This is a genomic window from Mesorhizobium sp. B2-3-6, from assembly GCF_006442305.1.
GTDB lineage: Bacteria > Pseudomonadota > Alphaproteobacteria > Rhizobiales > Rhizobiaceae > Mesorhizobium.
Genome location: NZ_VFVW01000003.1, coordinates 85,368 through 102,144, shown reverse-complemented (window position 1 = coordinate 102,144; position 16,777 = coordinate 85,368). Strand labels below are relative to the sequence as shown.

General features: G+C 63.5%; 17 protein-coding genes. 9 read left to right on the top strand and 8 right to left on the bottom strand.

What is annotated here, in order from left to right:
* Positions 1-160: 160 nt before the first annotated feature.
* On the top strand, positions 161-1,102 hold the full coding sequence (locus FJ953_RS09675) for a phosphoribosylaminoimidazolesuccinocarboxamide synthase (RefSeq protein ID WP_140624117.1): 942 nt from the start codon (positions 161-163) through the stop codon (positions 1,100-1,102).
* Between the two features lie 127 nt (positions 1,103-1,229).
* Positions 1,230-1,625 carry an acyl-CoA thioesterase gene (locus FJ953_RS09670; RefSeq protein ID WP_091579483.1) on the top strand — a complete coding sequence of 132 codons (396 nt, stop codon included), beginning with the start codon at positions 1,230-1,232 and terminating at the stop codon, positions 1,623-1,625.
* Positions 1,626-1,719: 94 nt separating this feature from the next.
* Here FJ953_RS09670 and FJ953_RS09665 read toward each other — a convergent pair whose 3' ends face one another.
* Positions 1,720-2,088, bottom strand: a complete 369-nt coding sequence (locus FJ953_RS09665) for a helix-turn-helix domain-containing protein (RefSeq protein WP_181165214.1) — start codon at positions 2,086-2,088, stop codon at positions 1,720-1,722.
* A 104-nt stretch (positions 2,089-2,192) separates the two neighbouring features.
* On the opposite strand from FJ953_RS09665, the gene FJ953_RS09660 reads away from it, so the two are divergent.
* Positions 2,193-2,798, top strand: coding sequence for an NADPH-dependent FMN reductase (locus tag FJ953_RS09660; RefSeq protein ID WP_140495977.1), 606 nt, complete (start codon positions 2,193-2,195; stop codon positions 2,796-2,798).
* Between the two features lie 53 nt (positions 2,799-2,851).
* Here the strand turns inward: FJ953_RS09660 and FJ953_RS09655 are convergent, their stop codons facing one another.
* Positions 2,852-3,253: a helix-turn-helix domain-containing protein gene (locus tag FJ953_RS09655; protein ID WP_140624115.1), complete on the bottom strand. Its 402-nt coding sequence runs from the start codon at positions 3,251-3,253 to the stop codon at positions 2,852-2,854.
* Between the two features lie 97 nt (positions 3,254-3,350).
* Between FJ953_RS09655 and FJ953_RS09650 the strand changes: the two genes are divergently transcribed.
* Positions 3,351-4,328, top strand: coding sequence for a zinc-binding dehydrogenase (locus FJ953_RS09650; protein ID WP_140624113.1), 978 nt, complete (start codon positions 3,351-3,353; stop codon positions 4,326-4,328).
* 61 nt (positions 4,329-4,389) lie between these two features.
* On the opposite strand, the gene FJ953_RS09645 is transcribed toward FJ953_RS09650, so the two are convergent.
* Both FJ953_RS09645 and FJ953_RS09640 read right to left on the bottom strand, forming a co-directional pair.
* On the bottom strand, positions 4,390-4,911 hold the full coding sequence (locus tag FJ953_RS09645; protein ID WP_181167700.1) for a hypothetical protein: 522 nt from the start codon (positions 4,909-4,911) through the stop codon (positions 4,390-4,392).
* Positions 4,912-5,066: 155 nt separating this feature from the next.
* Positions 5,067-5,459 carry a gamma-glutamylcyclotransferase family protein gene (locus FJ953_RS09640; protein ID WP_246674770.1) on the bottom strand — a complete coding sequence of 131 codons (393 nt, stop codon included), beginning with the start codon at positions 5,457-5,459 and terminating at the stop codon, positions 5,067-5,069.
* A 294-nt stretch (positions 5,460-5,753) separates the two neighbouring features.
* On the opposite strand from FJ953_RS09640, the gene FJ953_RS09635 reads away from it, so the two are divergent.
* The 4 genes from FJ953_RS09635 to FJ953_RS09620 all read left to right on the top strand — a co-directional run bounded on the left by FJ953_RS09635 (position 5,754) and on the right by FJ953_RS09620 (position 11,572).
* Positions 5,754-6,632, top strand: coding sequence for a DMT family transporter (locus FJ953_RS09635; protein WP_140516990.1), 879 nt, complete (start codon positions 5,754-5,756; stop codon positions 6,630-6,632).
* Positions 6,633-7,039: 407 nt separating this feature from the next.
* On the top strand, positions 7,040-8,464 hold the full coding sequence (locus tag FJ953_RS09630; protein ID WP_140624111.1) for a family 16 glycosylhydrolase: 1,425 nt from the start codon (positions 7,040-7,042) through the stop codon (positions 8,462-8,464).
* A 45-nt stretch (positions 8,465-8,509) separates the two neighbouring features.
* Positions 8,510-10,252, top strand: a complete 1,743-nt coding sequence (locus FJ953_RS09625) for a type I secretion system permease/ATPase (protein WP_140624109.1) — start codon at positions 8,510-8,512, stop codon at positions 10,250-10,252.
* 3 nt (positions 10,253-10,255) lie between these two features.
* Entirely contained in the window at positions 10,256-11,572 is a 1,317-nt protein-coding gene (locus FJ953_RS09620) for an HlyD family type I secretion periplasmic adaptor subunit (RefSeq protein WP_140624107.1), read from the top strand.
* Between the two features lie 50 nt (positions 11,573-11,622).
* Here FJ953_RS09620 and FJ953_RS09615 read toward each other — a convergent pair whose 3' ends face one another.
* Positions 11,623-12,933: a hemolysin family protein gene (locus FJ953_RS09615; RefSeq protein WP_140495971.1), complete on the bottom strand. Its 1,311-nt coding sequence runs from the start codon at positions 12,931-12,933 to the stop codon at positions 11,623-11,625.
* An 81-nt stretch (positions 12,934-13,014) separates the two neighbouring features.
* On the bottom strand, positions 13,015-13,929 hold the full coding sequence (locus tag FJ953_RS09610; RefSeq protein WP_140524884.1) for a LysR family transcriptional regulator: 915 nt from the start codon (positions 13,927-13,929) through the stop codon (positions 13,015-13,017).
* Between the two features lie 124 nt (positions 13,930-14,053).
* On the opposite strand from FJ953_RS09610, the gene FJ953_RS09605 reads away from it, so the two are divergent.
* Positions 14,054-15,076 carry an NAD(P)-dependent alcohol dehydrogenase gene (locus tag FJ953_RS09605; RefSeq protein ID WP_140524883.1) on the top strand — a complete coding sequence of 341 codons (1,023 nt, stop codon included), beginning with the start codon at positions 14,054-14,056 and terminating at the stop codon, positions 15,074-15,076.
* A gap of 9 nt (positions 15,077-15,085) precedes the next feature.
* Here FJ953_RS09605 and FJ953_RS09600 read toward each other — a convergent pair whose 3' ends face one another.
* Entirely contained in the window at positions 15,086-15,793 is a 708-nt protein-coding gene (locus tag FJ953_RS09600; RefSeq protein ID WP_140524882.1) for an LssY C-terminal domain-containing protein, read from the bottom strand.
* A gap of 61 nt (positions 15,794-15,854) precedes the next feature.
* On the bottom strand, positions 15,855-16,670 hold the full coding sequence (locus FJ953_RS09595; protein ID WP_140524881.1) for an extensin family protein: 816 nt from the start codon (positions 16,668-16,670) through the stop codon (positions 15,855-15,857).
* Positions 16,671-16,777: the final 107 nt, after the last annotated feature.

Below are 16,777 nucleotides of genomic sequence, written 5' to 3'. Positions count from 1 at the left end.
CGGGCTTGCCGCGTCGCTGGGCCTTCCGGCATGCGTTGTGAAAAAAGCGACCGCGATGCCGGATCCAGTTGCGGGGAACCCTTAACAATCCCGCTTGATACGCATGGGGTCGACAGCTTATGCGAGGACATCGGCCAATCTGCGCAAGGCAGGAGATCCCATGCGTGTCCTGTCGGATGCTTTCATTCCCGAACTGCCGGGTCACTACAAGGGCAAGGTCCGCGAGAATTACGACCTCCCGGACGGGAGGCGCATCATCATCGCCACAGACCGCCTCAGCGCCTTCGACACCATCCTGACCTCGATCCCGTTCAAGGGCGAGGTCCTGACGCAGACGGCGCGGTACTGGTTCGAGGAAACCGCCGATATCTGCCCGAACCATGTTCTCGAATATCCCGACCCGAATGTCGTCGTCGGCACCAGGCTCGACATCCTGCCGGTCGAGGTCGTCGTGCGCGGCTATCTGGCGGGCACCACCAGCACCTCGATCCTGACCCGCTATCGTCGCGGCGAACGGGACATGTATGGCATGCGGCTGCCGGACGGCCTGCGCGACAATGAGAAGCTGGCCGAACCGATCATCACGCCGACCAGCAAGGCCGCGCATGGCGGCCATGACGAGCCGCTGTCCAGGACCGAGATCATCGAACAGGGCCTGCTCACCCAGGCGCAGTGGGACACCGTCTCGGATTACGCCTTGAACCTGTTCGCCCGCGGCCAGGCGCGTGCCGCCGAACGCGGCCTGATCCTCGCCGACACGAAATACGAATTCGGCATCGACCAAAACAGGACGATCATCCTGGCCGACGAAATCCACACGCCCGACAGCAGCCGGTACTGGATCGCCGGGAGTTACGAACAGGCCCTGGCGAACGGCACTCGGCCGGAAAGTTTCGACAAGGATTTCATCCGATCGTGGGTGACGGCGCGCTGCGATCCCTACAGGGAGCCTATTCCGGAAATCCCGGATGAGATCGTCGAACAGGCCTCCAAAGTCTATGCGCAGGCTTACGAGGCCATCACCGGCAAGACGTTCGTCCCCGACGTTTCCGGGCATACTGTTCTCGATCGCATTCGAGCGAACCTCGAGCGCTATTTCTAGAAGGCCGCGAGCCCTTGCGGGGGACTCGAAATGAAGGTCCGAGCCGTGGATCGCGATCGTCTCGCGTTGACGCGTTGGCGCCTTGACGGTACGGGATCAGGGCAGTCAATCTCTGGGGATAACTCGCATGGTGCATTACGCGGACGGGCGGCCGATCGGCGATCTGACGCTGCGCACGCTGGCCATGCCTTCGGACGCCAATGCCGCCGGCGACATTTTCGGCGGCTGGGTGATGGCGCAGATGGACCTGGCCTGCGGCATACGCGCCGCCGAGCGCGCCAAGGGCCGCGTGGTGACGGCGGCGGTCAAGGAGATGTCCTTCGCCAAGCCGATGAAGATCGGCGATACGCTGTGCATCTACACCCATGTCGAGCGCGTCGGCCGCACCTCGATGACGCTCAAGGTCGAGGCCTGGGCGCAGCGCTATCTCTCCGACCTGATGGAAAAGGTCACGCACGCCGATTTCGTCATGGTGGCGCTGGACGGCGAGGGCAAGCCGAAGGCCGTTCCGGCCGAAAGCTAAAGCCTGGGACCGCTGTGAAACTGTCTTTCAGCCCTGCGGCGGCGGTGCGGACACGAAGACAATCAGTCAATGATTGCTGAACGACTGTAGAATTTCAGCCATGCAGGCCATCGAATTTCGCACGCGCGGCCCGTACGCGCGTGGTGTTCCTGCGCGCCCATTCGCCGAGCGCGCTGACGGGGACCAGCAGTTCATGGCCGAGTTCGGTCAGCTCGTAGTCGACGCGCGGCGGAATGGTCGGGAACACGGTGCGGGTGACGAAACCGTCGCGTTCCAGCCCTCGCAAGGTGGTGGTCAGCATCTTCTGCGAGATGCCGCCGACAGCCGCGCGCAGCTCATTGAAGCGCAGCGGTCCGTCGCCGAGCTTGCCGACGACGAGCACGGTCCACTTGTCGCCGACGCGCTGCAGGATTTCCGAAACGGCACGGCAGTCTTCGGTGTTGTGCGGGTTCCTCAGTAACAAAAAGGTGCCTCCTTGCGCATGAAGTTGACAGGAACTCATATAGCCCCGGTATCCAAATGATACCAGTCTTACCTGCCCAGGAATTGCTTACCAGGAGAGCCCCTATGTCCAAACCCAAGATCGCCATCATCGTCGGTTCGACACGCGCCGCGCGCTTCGCCGACGTGCCCACCCAATGGATCGCCAAGATCGCCAAATCGCATGCCGATATCGAGGTCGATGTCGTTGACCTGCGCGATTTCCCGATGCCCTTCTTCGACGAGGTCGCATCCTCCGCCTGGGTGCCATCGACCAACGAGGTGGCGCAGCGCTGGCAGAAGAAGGTCGCCGAATATGACGGCTTCATCTTCACCGCCGCCGAGTACAATCACGGCCCGACGGCCGTGCTGAAGAACGCCATCGACTACGCCGCCAATGAATGGAACAAGAAGCCGGCCGGCTTCGTCGGCTATGGCAGCGTCGGCGGTGCCCGCGCTGTCGAGCAGCTGCGCCTCCACGCGGTCGAATTGCAGATGGCGCCGGTCAAGTCGGCCGTCCATATCGCCTGGGGCGATTTCCTCGCGGTGCGCCAGGGCGAGAAGAAGCTCGAGGAGATCGAGCACCTGAACCAGGCCGCGACCGCGCTCGTCAACGACGTCGCCTGGTGGGCCAAGGCGCTCAAGACCGCGCGCCAGGCCGACGCCATAGACGAGGAAATCAAGGCGGCCTGACCGCCTCGAAATCATCCTCCCAAGGATGTGGGGCGGCGCTTGCGCCGCCCTTTTCAATTGCGAAAGGCTGCTTGCTCGTCCCGCCCTGGTCGTGGCCGGATGACGCAGTCGGCAAGACGATGCTTTTCGTTCAGTTCGTCGGCGTGGTGCTGGCCCCATTGGCACAGCGCCAGCAGGATGGGCTCGAGGCTGAGGCCGAGCGGGGTGGCCGAATATTCTACCCGCACGGGCACTTCGGCGAAGATGTCGCGGCTGACGAGACCGTGCTCCTCCATTTCGCGGAGCTGCTGGATCAGCACTTTCTGGGTGATGCCCGGCATCAGCGCCTTGAGTGCGGTCAGCCGCCTTGGGCCGTCGAAGAGATGGTAGAGGATGACCGCCTTCCAGCGCCCTGCGATCACTTTCAGGGCACGCTCCGCCGGCAGCAACGGCAGTCTCTTGGTTATTCCGGCCATGGTCACCACCTGGTCAGCAGGGGACAAATGAGTGTGTAGTCGAGGCCCCGCAGATAGTGGCAAACCGCGGCCGATGCCATAGCGATCGGAGTTTGCCATGAAAGCCGTACAATTCAGCCGTTTCGGCGGCCCCCAGGTGCTGGAGATTGTCGACCTGCCGACGCCGGAGCCGCAGGCCGGCGAGGTGCTGATCCGCGTTCATGCCGCCGGCATCAACTTTTTCGAGGTGCTGATGCGCGCGGATGGCTATGCGGTGACGCCGCAATTGCCGATGGTTCCCGGCGTCGAGGCGGCGGGCGTCGTCGAGGCCGTCGGGCAAGGGGTGGACGGTGCGCTGATCGGGACCCGGATCGCCGCGCCCTTGTTTGCCTCGACACGCCCCTTTGGCGGCTATGCCGAGTATGTGACGATCGACGCAGGCTTGGGCCTTCCCCTACCGGCTCCGCTTTCGTCCGAGGAGGCGACGGCGTTGATGGTGCAGGGGCTGACCGCCTTTCATCTGTTGCGGCAAAGTCCGCCGGCGAACAGGACGGTTTTGGTTCCCGCCGCCGCGGGCGGGGTCGGTTCGCTGCTCGTCCAGTTGGCGAAGCGCCAAGGCGCGCGCCGGGTCATTGGGCTCGCCGGCGGCAAGGCCAAGCTCGACGTCGCCATGTCGCATGGTGCCGACATCGCCATCGATCGTCATTCCGGAGACTGGGTGGCCGAAACCAGAGACGCGGCGCAGGGTGGTCTCGATACGATCTATGACACCGTCGGCGGAGCGATGACCGGGGACTTCCTCGATATCCTGGCGCCCGGTGGCGAGCTCGTGTTTGCAGCACTTGGCCGCTATGCGCTTGGCGTTGCCCGGCTTGAGGCGATGATCGGCAGGAATCAGTCGTTGAAGGGCTTCGCGCTGCTCCCGCTGCTGTCCCCTGGAGTGCTGAGAGCGAGCCTTTCGGAGCTTTTCGATCTGGCTGCCAGCGGCGACATTGTCGTCACGACTGGCGGGCGCTTTCCGCTCGACCAAGCCGGCGAGGCGCATCGCCTGCTCGAAGAGCACCGCTCGATCGGCAAGGTCGTGCTGATGCCTTAGTGTCGGGCTGCCGGGCAATCCGCTGGGGATGGAAATAGCCTTCGGCCCAAAATCGTGCGTGTCAAACGCCCGCGATCGCGAACAGCCAGGCGAGGATATCGAACAACAAAAGAACCAGCGCGATCTGCAATGCTACCCGAAGCCGCTGGATGATGCGCCAGTTGCTGGCCATGTCGGCCTTGATGCGAAGGGCAAGCGCGCGCTGCATGGCCGATATCTTCAGCGGCCTGTCGCCATCGACATATTGATGGAGCAGCTCTTCCGGATCGAAGCGGAACGTGTATTTGTGATAGGGCCAAAGCAGGAAGACGATCAGTCCGCCGATGCCGAACAGCAGGGCCACTGCGATCCAATCCCAGAGCCCGAGCCCGTCGGAAAGCGCCCTTGCGCCAAGCAACGAGTTTACAAACGCGGTGGCGAAGATGAGGCTGCCCGCGCGCGTGTTCATGTTCTCGACGAGATTCTGCTGATGATTGAGGCCTCGCACCGCCTCCTGATAGATAAATGCCAGGCGAGGATCGTCGTCGGCAGGATCGCTTGCGACTGCCGTGTTGCTGCCTCCGGCGCCGGTACGTTCAGTCATGAGAATGCTCTATGCCGCATCGGTGATGCGTCACCTTAGCTCAAAATCCCTTGGCGCTAAAACGTGCCGGAGCATCAGTGGCGAGGTGAAACCACTTGGCGTCGCAGAAAAGCCGAACCAGGCGGGAAACGCCATGCACGTTTCCTGGAGTTGTTCTAGCCACCCCATGAAAGCGCGAAGCGCCGATCATTGTAGTCTTTGAGATATCGGGAGTGGATCGGCGCGGCGAGATGCCGGGATTTCATGTAGACATATGCCGAGACAGGCGGCCCGCCATCGACAGGCTCTGCTTCGATCAGCACGCGCAAATTTCCGGGCTTGCTAACGGATTCGATCCTGTCGAGGTTTGCCAAGGCGCGATCGTCCACGACGTAGAGTTCGCCGCCGACCTGGAAGCCGACGCCTGGTTCATTGAACATCATCGGAGCGAAGCGAGGTCCAGCGATCAGCATCGGGAAGCGCTCTCGCGTCCTGTAGGCGCCCAGAAATGCGGCTTCGGACAAACCCTCGCCGTGAAGGGGAAAGCCTTTCTTCAAGGTACCAAACACGAAGAGTTTCCGCATCATGCGCGGGGAACGCCGGCCAAGCTTGGAAGTTCATCTGTTTTCATCGGCGTTCGGGGCAGCGGAAGTGAGCAAGACAGCGGATTCAGCATCGTATCTGGGCTGAGGCTTGGAGCTGTGAAGGTTGCTTTCGCGCGATGCCGGACCGATACGGGTTGGCCCTCCATGTGTGCGGAGCTGCCATCTGGCTCGGCCGTTCTGCCCTGATATATCCGGCGCGATCCATCACATGAGCAAAGCCCCGTGAAGTCATCCAGCCTGGCAGGCGTCGTTTCCCCCATGATCCCGGTGCTGGTGTGCGCGCTCGGCATCTTCCTTCTGTCGGGGATGGATGCGGCGATGAAGGTTCTAGTCATTGCCGTGGGCGTCTACAACACGGTGCTATGGCGCAGCATGCTGGCGACCGTGGTCGCGGGCGCCGGCTGGTCGGCAGGGTCGCGTTCATTTCCCGCCCTTTCCGTGTTGAGGCTGCATGCGCTGCGTGCCGTTGTTGTCGGCATTGTCTTGCTGTCGTTCTTCTGGGGGCTTGCCAGGCTGCCGCTGGCGGAGGCGATCGGCCTCAGTTTCGTGGCGCCGCTGTTTGCGCTCCTGCTGGCCGCGCTGTTGTTGGGCGAACGGATACAACGGCAGGCGATCTGGGCATCGCTGGCCGGCATTGCCGGTGTCGCAATCATAATAGCCGGGCAGTTCGGGCATGCGACCTATGCCGAGGATGCCCTGCTCGGCACGGCCGCCGTGCTGGTATCGACGGTGTTCTACGCCTACAACCTGATCCTTGCGCGGCAACAGGCGCTGCTGGCCAAGCCGATCGAAATCATGCTGTTCCAAAACCTTTGCGTTGCCGTCATCCTCGGTCTCGCGGCACCCTGGCTTGCCATTGCGCTGCCAAGCGAGCTCTGGCTTCCTCTCGCCGGGGTGACGGCGCTTTCGCTCGCCGGCCAATTCCTGATGAGCTGGGCCTACGCGCGCGCCGAAGCGCAATATCTGATCCCGACCGAATACTCCGCCTTTATCTGGGCGATCGCGCTTGGGTGGTTCTTCTTCGACGAGGCGGTGACCTGGACCACGCTGGCGGGAGCGGGCCTCATCGTGGCCAGCTGCCTGATCGCCTCGCGCTCGAACCCGAAGCTTTCCGAACCGATCGAAGCCGCGGTTTGACGGTGTTCCCCTGCGACAAATAGCAGGCACTGCGCCGCCGGCCCGAGGCCTGTTCCCTCGCTCGATGCGCCAGCCCTCGAATTCGCCCATCGCTCCAGAGCGGCAATGTTACGGCCCGCCAGAAAGCCGGAATCGCTTTTTTGTGACCTACGCCAGGCGTGGCAGCAAGTATATCGCCGTTTTCTCGGTATAAGCGAAAATTTTATTAAAAGTTTTACTGACTTCATTACGATTTATAGACCATTTCTTGGCCTCTAGTGCTTTCGTTTCGAAAAATGTCACCCAACAGTCGATGTAATGCTGAACTGTGTGGCAAGCTCCTGGAACGACATCGTGCATGGCAACGTTGCTCCGTAAGCGGTTGCCGTTTCGAATGACCTGAACAGGCGCGAGGAAAGGATTTCCTGATGAGCACCGTCGTGAACGCCAAAGGCATCCCTCTCCCCTACACGGGCACGTCCACCCATTGGTTCTCGGCGACCGGATCCGGGCCGGAATTGCACGGCACCTCCGGCAACGACTCCTTCTGGGGGGACGCCAGCGTCAACGTCACCATCTATGGCGGCGCGGGCGACGACTACTATCACCTCTATTCCACCAACAACAAGGTGGTGGAGGATCCCGGGGCTGGCATCGACACGATCGACACATGGATGAGCTACAAGCTCCCCGACAATTTCGAGAATCTCGTCGTCACCGGCAACAATCGCTATGCGTTCGGAAATGCGTTGGACAACATCATCAAGGGTGGCTCGGGCCATCAGACGCTGGATGGCGGTCAGGGCAACGACGTGCTGATCGGCGGCAGCGGCGCCGACACTTTCATCATCACCAAGGGCAATGGAAGCGACCTGATCACCGATTTCGGCGCGGACGACACGGTCCGCCTCAATGGCTACGACTTCATGTCTTTCGACGACGTCAAGGCACATATGACCCAGGCAGGAGCGAACCTTCTGCTGAACCTCGGATCCGACGAGGTGCTGGTCTTCAACAACACGACGGTGGACAAGCTGGCGCCCAGCCAGTTCGAACTGCCGATCGACAAGTCCGGAATGACGCTGTCCTTTTCCGACGACTTCAACACGCTCAGCCTTTGGAACGGCCATGATGGCACCTGGAATTCCAACTTCTGGTGGGGAGCGCCGAACGGAAGCACGTTGAGCAGCAATGGGGAGCTGCAATGGTACATCGACGCCAATTACGGCCCGACCAGCTCAGTCCACCCGTTCAGCGTGGAAAACGGGGTGCTCACCATCACCGCGGCGCAAGCGCCCGAAGACATCAAGCCACTGATCAACAATTACGAATACACCTCGGGCATCCTGACGACCCACGAAAGCTTCTCGCAAACCTACGGCTATTTCGAAATGCGGGCGGACCTGCCCGAAACGGCCGGAGCCTGGCCGGCCTTCTGGCTGCTGCCGGAAGACGGCTCGTGGCCGCCGGAACTGGACGTACTGGAAGCGCGCGGGCAGGATCCGAACACGCTCATCATGACGGCGCACACGAACGAGACGGGACAGCACACCAAGGTCTCTTCCTCGGTGAATGTTTCGGACACCGACGGCTTCCATACCTATGGCCTGCTGTGGACACCGGATACGCTCGTCTGGACCTATGACGGCGTAAAGGTCGCCGAAGCCGCGACGCCGTCCGACATGCACACGCCCATGTACATGCTGGCCGATCTAGCCGTCGGCGGTTTTGCCGGCGCGCCTCCCGACCATCTCGCCACGCCGGCGGAGATGAAGATCGACTATATCCGCGCCTATACGCTGGATGACCTGCAGCACCACCCCCTGGACGTTGCGGGCGACCACTCGGTCTGAGCGCCGATGTCTCGGGACATGAGCCGCCAAGGGAGCGCGGGAACGATGGGACAGTCAGGTCTGCGGGCGGTCTTGTGGCGCGCCATCGCCGATGTCGGCGTTTTCTCGTTGCTGATCAACGTCCTGCTGCTGGTGATCCCGCTCTATCTGTTGCAGGTGTATGATCGGGTCCTGCCTTCCTCCAATGTCGAGACGCTTGTCTACCTGTCGGTCATCGCGGTTCTCGCGCTGGTCTTTCTGGGCTTTCTGGACGCGGTGCGCTCCATTTACACGCAGCGCGTCGCGGCCAGCATCGACAGCAAGCTCGGGGCGGAGACGTTCGCCGCTTCGCTTGGCGCCGACCACGCCTCCGCAGGCCTGTCGCCATTGCGTGATCTCGCCTCGGTATGCGCCTTCATCAGGTCGCGCGGCGTGGCGGTCCTGTTCGACCTGCCGTTTGCTCCGTTCTTCCTCGGACTGCTCTACCTGATCCATCCCGTCCTGTTCTGGCTCACCCTGGCTGGCGTGGCGATGCTGCTTGCACTGGTCCTGGCAACCCAGCTTGCCATCGGCAGGAACGACGCTTTGTTTTCACGACGTTCGGCGGTCGCCAGCCAGTCGGAGCAGGCCTTTGCCCGCGACGCCGAGACGCTGCGCGCCATGGGCATGGTCCAGAACGCCGCGCGGGCTTGGGGAAAGCACGTCGCCGAAGCGCTGATCGTTCACGACCGCGCGTCGACGGCTAATGCGATCTTCAGCGGAACGTCGCGGGCCGTGCGCATGATGCTGCAGCTGGCGATACTGGGCGTGGGTGCGTGGCTGGTCCTGCAAGGCAAGATGACGGCCGGGATGATATTCGCGTCTTCCCTGGTATCGTCGCGCGCGCTGCAGCCGCTCGACCAACTGATCGGCTCGTGGCGGCAGATCGTCGACGCCAGGCGATCGTGGAAACGGCTGGAGGCAACCCTTTCGGCACGTCCGTCCGCGGTGCAAAAACTGGCCTTGCCTGATCCGTCAGGCGCGATTTCGGCGCAGGATCTGATCTACGTCGCGCCGAATAGGCCCGGCGGTCCGCCCATCGTCAAGAGGCTGAATTTCCACATCGGGGCCGGCGAGGCGGTGGCGATCGTCGGCCCGAGCGGAGCCGGCAAATCGACGCTCGCCAGATTGCTTGTCGGTGCGCTCCAACCGGTCAGCGGCTCGGTCAGGATCGACGGTGCCGATCTCAGGACCTGGGACGAAAAGCAGCTTGGAAGGCATATCGGCTATCTCGCGCAGGAGGTGGAACTGTTCCCGGGATCGATCGCGGAGAACGTCGGCCGCTTCGACCCCGACGCGGATGACGCCTCGATCGTCGAGGCGGCAAAGCGTGCCCAGGCCCATGAACTGATTTTGACGCAGCGCGACGGCTACCAGACGATGATCGGTCTCTCTGACAGGGCGCTGTCGGGCGGCGAGCGCCAAAGGATCGGGCTGGCGCGCGCCCTGTACGGCAACCCCAGAATTCTCGTCCTGGACGAGCCCAACGCTCATCTCGACGGCGCCGGCGAAGCGGCGCTCGAAGCGGTGCTCTCGGATGCGCGGTCGGCGGGGATTACCTTGATCGTGATCACGCACCGCCCTTCGATCGCAGCGGCCTGCGACCGCGTGATGCTGCTGCGCGACGGCGCGATCGAAGCCTTCGGCCCGAGCAGCGATTTGCTGCGGCAGCCGCTCGCCGGCAATTCTTCCCGGCAGAATACAGTGGTGACGGGGTCGTTCGCCACGACCCTCCGCAGCGCCCCGCAAAAAACCCGCTTTGGATCGTAGATGATGGCAGTGCACAGCCTCGCCGGGGAACGCAATCCACGCACCGACACAGGGCGCGTGGCATTCGGCGGCTATGCGGCGATAGCGATATTTGCAGGTTGCTTCGGCTATTGGGCGGCCTATGCCCCCTTGTCCGGCGCGGTGATCACGCAAGGCACGATCTCGGCGATGGGCGGGAACATCCTCATCCAGCACCCCGAGGGCGGCATCGTCCAAGAGTTGCTGGTCCACGAAGGCGATCGCGTGCAGCAGGCGCAGGATCTGATAGTGCTGGATCCAACCGCCGCGCAGGCCGAGCTCAACCGGCTGACGAGGCAGTCGATCGCGCTCAGGGCAAGCGCGGCGCGGCTGGAGGCGGAGCGGGACGGGCTGGACAGGCTGGCGCCGATCACAACAGCGGCGCCGGCGCCGCTTCAGCACGATTTCGAAATGCTGGTTCGGGAACAGCAGAAGGAGTTCGACGCCAGGCTCGCCCGGTTCCGGTCGGAACGATCGATCCTCCAGCAGCGGGTCGTCATGCATCGGCAGTCCGTCGTGGGATTGGACGCCCAGAAACAAGCCATCCAGCAGCAGGTCGAGGTGGTGAAGAAGGAGCTCGGCATCAAGACCAGCCTTTTGGACAAAGGCCTGACCAACCGCACCGAATACTCCCAGCTTCTGCGCAGCGAAGCCGACCTCGTCGGCCAGGCGGGAGCGCTGGAGGCCAGTCTTGCATCGGCCAGCACCCAGATCGTCGAGGCGCAGGAGCAGACCGAGCGCTTGACCACGCAACGGGTGGAGGAGGCGCTGACGAAGCTGGACGAGGTTCGCTCCAACCTGGCCGACGTCGAGGAACAGATCAGGGCGGCCGCGGCGGTGCTGCGGCGCACGACAATCAAGGCGCCGGCAGCGGGCATCGTGGTGTCGTCGACCTACAATTTCAAGGGCAGCGTAATTGCCCCGGGCGAAAAGATCATGGAAATCCTGCCGACGGCATCGGGGTTGGTCGTGGACACGAAGCTGCGGCCGAAGGACATCGATCAGGTACGCGTCGGCCAGCCGGCGAAACTGCGATTGTCCGCCTTGAACGCGCGGCTCACGCCCGAGGTTCCAGCCACCGTGACACAGGTTTCCGCGGATCGGCTGATCGACGAGGCTACGCGTGAACCCTATTTCCGGGCGAAGCTGAAGATCGACGCCCTGCCATCCCGCGTGAAGCCCGAGCAGCTCTATCCCGGGACGCCGGTCGAGGCGTTCATCAGCACCGGCGACCGGACTTTCCTGGAATATCTCGCGCGGCCGATGCTCGATTCGTTCGCCCGCGCCTTCACGGAGCAGTAGGCGCGGACGGACGGCCAATGACCGCTTGACTCGAGGCAACGTTCGAACAGTCAGCGCACCACTTCGCGGTGGCCGCTGGGCAGGCGCGTGGCGATCAGCTTGTCGATGCGGCGGCCGTCGAGATCGACCACCTCGAAACGCCAGCCTTGCGCGTCGACGCATTCGCCGGTCGCCGGCAGATGGTGCATGTGTGACAGCACATAGCCGGCGACGGTCTCGTAGTCGCGGTTTTCCGGCAGGTCGATGCCCAGCACCTCGGCCATCTCGTCGGCCTGCATATAGCCGGCAAGCAGCCATGAGCCGTCGTCGCGCTTGACGGCATTCTCCTCCTCGCCGGCTTCGAGGTCGGAACGGAAGACACCGGTGATGGCCTCCAGGATGTCGGCGGGGGTGACGATGCCTTCGAAATGGCCGTATTCGTCGTGCACCAGCGCCATCGGCACGTCGGATTCCTTCAGCGTCTGCAGCACGTCGAGCGCGTCGGCCTGATCGTGCACGATGGGCGCGGTGCGCACGTGCCGACGCGGGTCGAGCGCGCGGCCGCCCAGCAATGCCGCCAGCACATCACGTGTCTGGACGACACCGATCATGGCGTCGACGCCGCCGTCGCCGGCGGGCAAGCGCGAATGCTGCGTATCCATCAGGAGCTTGCGGGTGGTCGCATCGTCGGACTGGAGGTTGATCCAGTCGACCTCGGTGCGCGGCGTCATGACGGCGCGCACGGCGCGGTCGCCAAGCCGCATGACGCCGGCGATCATGCGGCGCTCGTCGGACTCGATGGTGCCGTGATGCTCGGCCTCGGCGACCAGCATCTTGATCTCCTCGTCGGTAACCTTCTCCTCGCTCTCGCCGCGCTGGCCGAGCAGCCAAAGCACGGCGCGGCCCGAGATATCGAGCAGGAAGACCAGCGGCGCCGAGACGGTGGCGAGGACGGTCATGGCCGGGGCGGCGCGCACGGCGACCCGCTCGGGGTCGCGCAGCGCGATCTGCTTGGGCACGAGCTCACCGATGATCAGCGAGGCATAGGTGATGATGGCCACGACGATGCCGACGCCGAGCGGATCGGCGATGTTTTCGCGGATGCCGTTCGAGGCCAGGAACTGCGCCAGCCTTTCGCCGAGCGTGGCGCCGGAAAAGGCGCCGGACAGCACGCCGACCAGGGTGATGCCGATCTGTACCGAGGACAGGAACTTGCCGGGGTTGGAGCCAAGCGCAAGCGCCCGGCCGGCGCCCTTAACCTCGCGATCGATCATTGCCTTGAGGCGGGCCGGCCGCGACGAGACGATGGCAAGCTCGGACATTGCCAGAAGGCCGTTCACGCAGATGAGGACGACCACGGTGGCGATTTCAACATATAGCATCAGGGGTCAATAGCATTGCCATGCTGGATTGGAAAATAGTCAGCAGCCGTTTTCAGGAAGATGACAGCGCATGCGGCCCCGTCAGGCGGCATCCCAGGGCGGCGCCGAAAAATGCTCGACCAGCGCATCGACTACGACGCGGACCTTCGGCGTCACTGCTCGCGTCACCGGCCAAACGGCGTGGACGGCAATGTTTTCGACGAGGCGGTCCGACAGCACCATTTCGAGCGCACCGCTCCTGAGGCTGTCCGCCGCCAACCATGTCGGCAGGAAGGTGATGCCGCAGCCGGCAAGGGCGGCGTCGAGCATCGGCTCGCCATTGTCGAGGACCAGCCTTGCCCGCGGTGTGAACTTTCCGATTTGGCCGTCGGCGTGCCTTATGGTCCAGGGATGGGCGACGCCGTTACGGGTGTAGCCGATCAGCTTATGAGCGGCGAGCTCCTCGATCGTTCGCGGCCTGCCGTGCTCCTCGAGGTAGGCGGGGGCGGCCAATACGCACGAGCGTTGGACATAGAGCCGCCGCGCCGCGAGCGACAGGCTGTCGTCGAGCTCGCCCATGCGAACTGCCAGGTCGATGCTTTCTTCGATGAGATCGACGCGACGGTCGTTGAAGGAGATCTCCATCGCCAGATCGGGGAAGCGCTTGGAAATGTCGAACAAAACTGGGGCAACGCAGCGCTGGCCGAAGGCCGACGGCAAATCGACCCGAAGCCGGCCCGAGGGCACTTGCCGGTGCGAGGCAAGCAGCGACTGGGCGGCTTCGATTTCGGACAGCGCCCTGACGCAGGCTTCGTAATAGCTGAGGCCTTCGCTTGTCGGGCTCAGGCTGCGGGTGGTGCGATTGAGCAGACGCACGCCAAGCCGATGCTCCAGCTGTGCGATCGATTTGCCGACCGCCGATTTCGTCACGCGCAGCCGTTCTCCCGCACTGGTGAAGCTGCCGGCTTCGATCGTTTGAACGAAGGCGACAATGCCCTGCAGATCGGCGGATTCCATGGCTGTGCCCCTATTGTAGAATAATGATCTTCAATTCGTTTCCAATTATGCCGCATAGAAGCACTTTTTTCCATAGTGGAATGACGTAAAGATCTCGCCAGCAACTCAATCCGGAGCAGACGAGATGAACAGAGACATCAACAGATCCTGGCAAATGACCGGTTTTGGCCTGTCCAAGCTGCAACCGGCGCGGGGAAAGGTACCCGCACCCGGGCCTCGTGAGCTGCTGGTGCGGATCAAGACTATATCGCTGAATTACAAGGATCGAATGATCCTAGACGGGGTGCTGATCCCGGACCTCGTCTTCCCCTTCGTGCCGACATCGGATGCGGTGGGCGAGGTCGTGGCGGTCGGCGGTGGCGTCAGCCGCTTCCAGGCCGGGCAACGCGTGCTGGGCCAAGTGATCGCCGACTGGCCTGACGGCGATGCGCCGCCGGTGCTTCACCAGCACACGCTGGGATTGTCACTGCCCGGCACCTTGTCCGACTACGTGCTGCTTCACGAGGATGCCGTCGTGCTGGCGCCGCCTTCGCTCAGCGACGCCGAGGCATCGACGCTGCCGATCGCGGCGCTGACGGCGTGGTTTGCCTTGGCGGAGGCGACGAAGCCGGTGCCCGGCCAGACCATTCTTATCCAGGGTACCGGCGGCGTGTCGCTGTTTGCACTGCAATTCGCGGCCGCTTTCGGCCTGCGTGCCATCGTCACCTCGAGCAGCGACGACAAGCTCGAGCGGGCCAGGAAACTCGGCGCCTGGCAAGTGATCAACTACCGCACCCAGCCGGCATGGGACGAAGCCGCGCGTGACCTGACGGGTGGAACCGGCGTCAACCATATCCTGGAGATGGTCGGCGGCGACAATGCGCGGCGATCGCTCGATGCCCTGGCCGCCGACGGCCGCCTGTCGGTCATCGGCCTGCTGGGCTCGATGGAACTCAGCTTTCCGATCGTGCCGTTCCTGCGCAATCGCATCGTCGTGCAGGGCATATCGATCGGCCATCGCCGCGCCTTCGAGCGGATGAACCAGGCGATCGAGGTGCTCGGCATCCGGCCGGTGGTCGACAAGGTCTTCGGCTTCGAGGAGGTGGAGCAGGCCTTCCAGCATCTGGAGAAGGGACCGTTCGGCAAGGTCGTGGTCGCCACGAGCTGACTTCAGGCATCACGGCAGTTGCTTCAGCACGCCGAGCACGGCCTTGCCGTCGGTGAAATAGGGGTCGCCGCCGCCATTGCGCCCGTGCGTGGTGGCGCCGATGCCTTCCAGGTCGCTGGTTGAGATCAGCATTCCGGCGGCGGTCAAATCCTGCATAAGAAAGTCGCGTTCGGCGTCGATGTCGGGGCCGATATGATGGGTGATGGCGCCGGTGTCGTGGCTCAGGCCCACGCCACGGTCGAAACTGGCCGAGCCCAGCCACAGCGGACGGCCATCGTCGCCCGTGGCATCAGTCTGCCAGAAGCGCACATGGTGACGGCGGTCGGCGCTGCCGCCGACCGGCTTCTCGAAAGCAAGATCCTGGGCGCGGCCTTCGAACAGCAGCCGGCTGACGGGCGCGTCCGGATAGGGGCGCGAAAACAAGACGCTTTCGCCAATATCGATCGCGGTTCTCAGCGTCACGGCGTCGGCCGTGTCCCAGCCAGCGACGGCGAAGGCATGGACAACCTCCTTTTGCGTGCCGATCAGGCCGACATTGATCGGGTCGCCCGGAATGCCTTGCGGGGTGTGCGTCACCATCTCGAAGCTTTGGCTGCGAAAGCCGCGATCGCGAAACGTCCAGAATTCCGGCGCGGCGACATAGGCCAGCACCAGATAGGTCGCCAGAAGCAACACCAGCCAGGTCGCAGCGCGTCGTCGGAAGCTTCGTTGGCTCATCGATGCCGCTCGAGTTCTACGACGTCACTGTACGCGGCGAAGCAGCCGCCAGGCAAAGGGATCAGCGGCAGGCGCGATAGCCGCTCTTGCGGTTCTTGATGTCGAAGTGGAAATGGTTGCGGTGGTCGTAATTGTAGCCGGGGCCGAGCACGGTGGTGAAATACTGGCAGCCGTCGGCGCGCACATTGTTGAGGAAGCCGCGGGTGCGGAAGGCGAACAGGCCGGGCTTGCGCACGTCGATGTCGTCGCCATTGTTGAGTTCGATGCTCATCACGTCGAGCGCGTTGCCCTTGCCGTGTTCCGACAGCACGCCTTCGCCGGCGATGTTGCGGCAGGAATAGCTGGAACCCTGGTGGATGGTCCTGACGCCGGAGAAGTAGCGCCAGCGGGCGGAAGGAACGAGCTCGTTCTTCGTCCACGCGGCGAAGCTGGCGGCCATGTCGCAGGTCAGCGTCGCGGCGGGCTTCATCTCGACGCTGCCGATGGCCGAAACCTTCACCGGATAGTCGATGCCGCACTGGCCTTCATGGATCGGCGCCAGGTCGGTGAAGGTGACGCCGAGGCGCCTCAGCTGCTGACGGCAGTCGGTCTCGCTGGCCGGCATCTGCTCGACCGGCGACATCGGCTCGTCCATGCGTGGATAGGCGGCCTGCGTCATGTAGGGATTGGAAGGAACCAGCCGCTGCATGCCTGAATATTGCGGCACGGCCGCGGTCTGCGCGCCGACATCGACGGCCGGCTCCAGTGCCAGCACGTTGCCGGTGTTGCAGGCCGACACCGCGGCCAGCGCAAGCAGGGCGGCCACCCCGCCGGCAGCGGCGCGCGCGCGTTTCGATTGCCGCGCAAGCGCCAGCGCGGCACGAAATATCCCGTCCATCGGCAGTCCCTTTCCCGATAGGCGGGATTTTAACGATCAACGGTAAAGGAAAAATCAGCGCCGGCGTTCATGCCTGCGGCCGAATTGCGGCATCGCTTCTGAGCCGG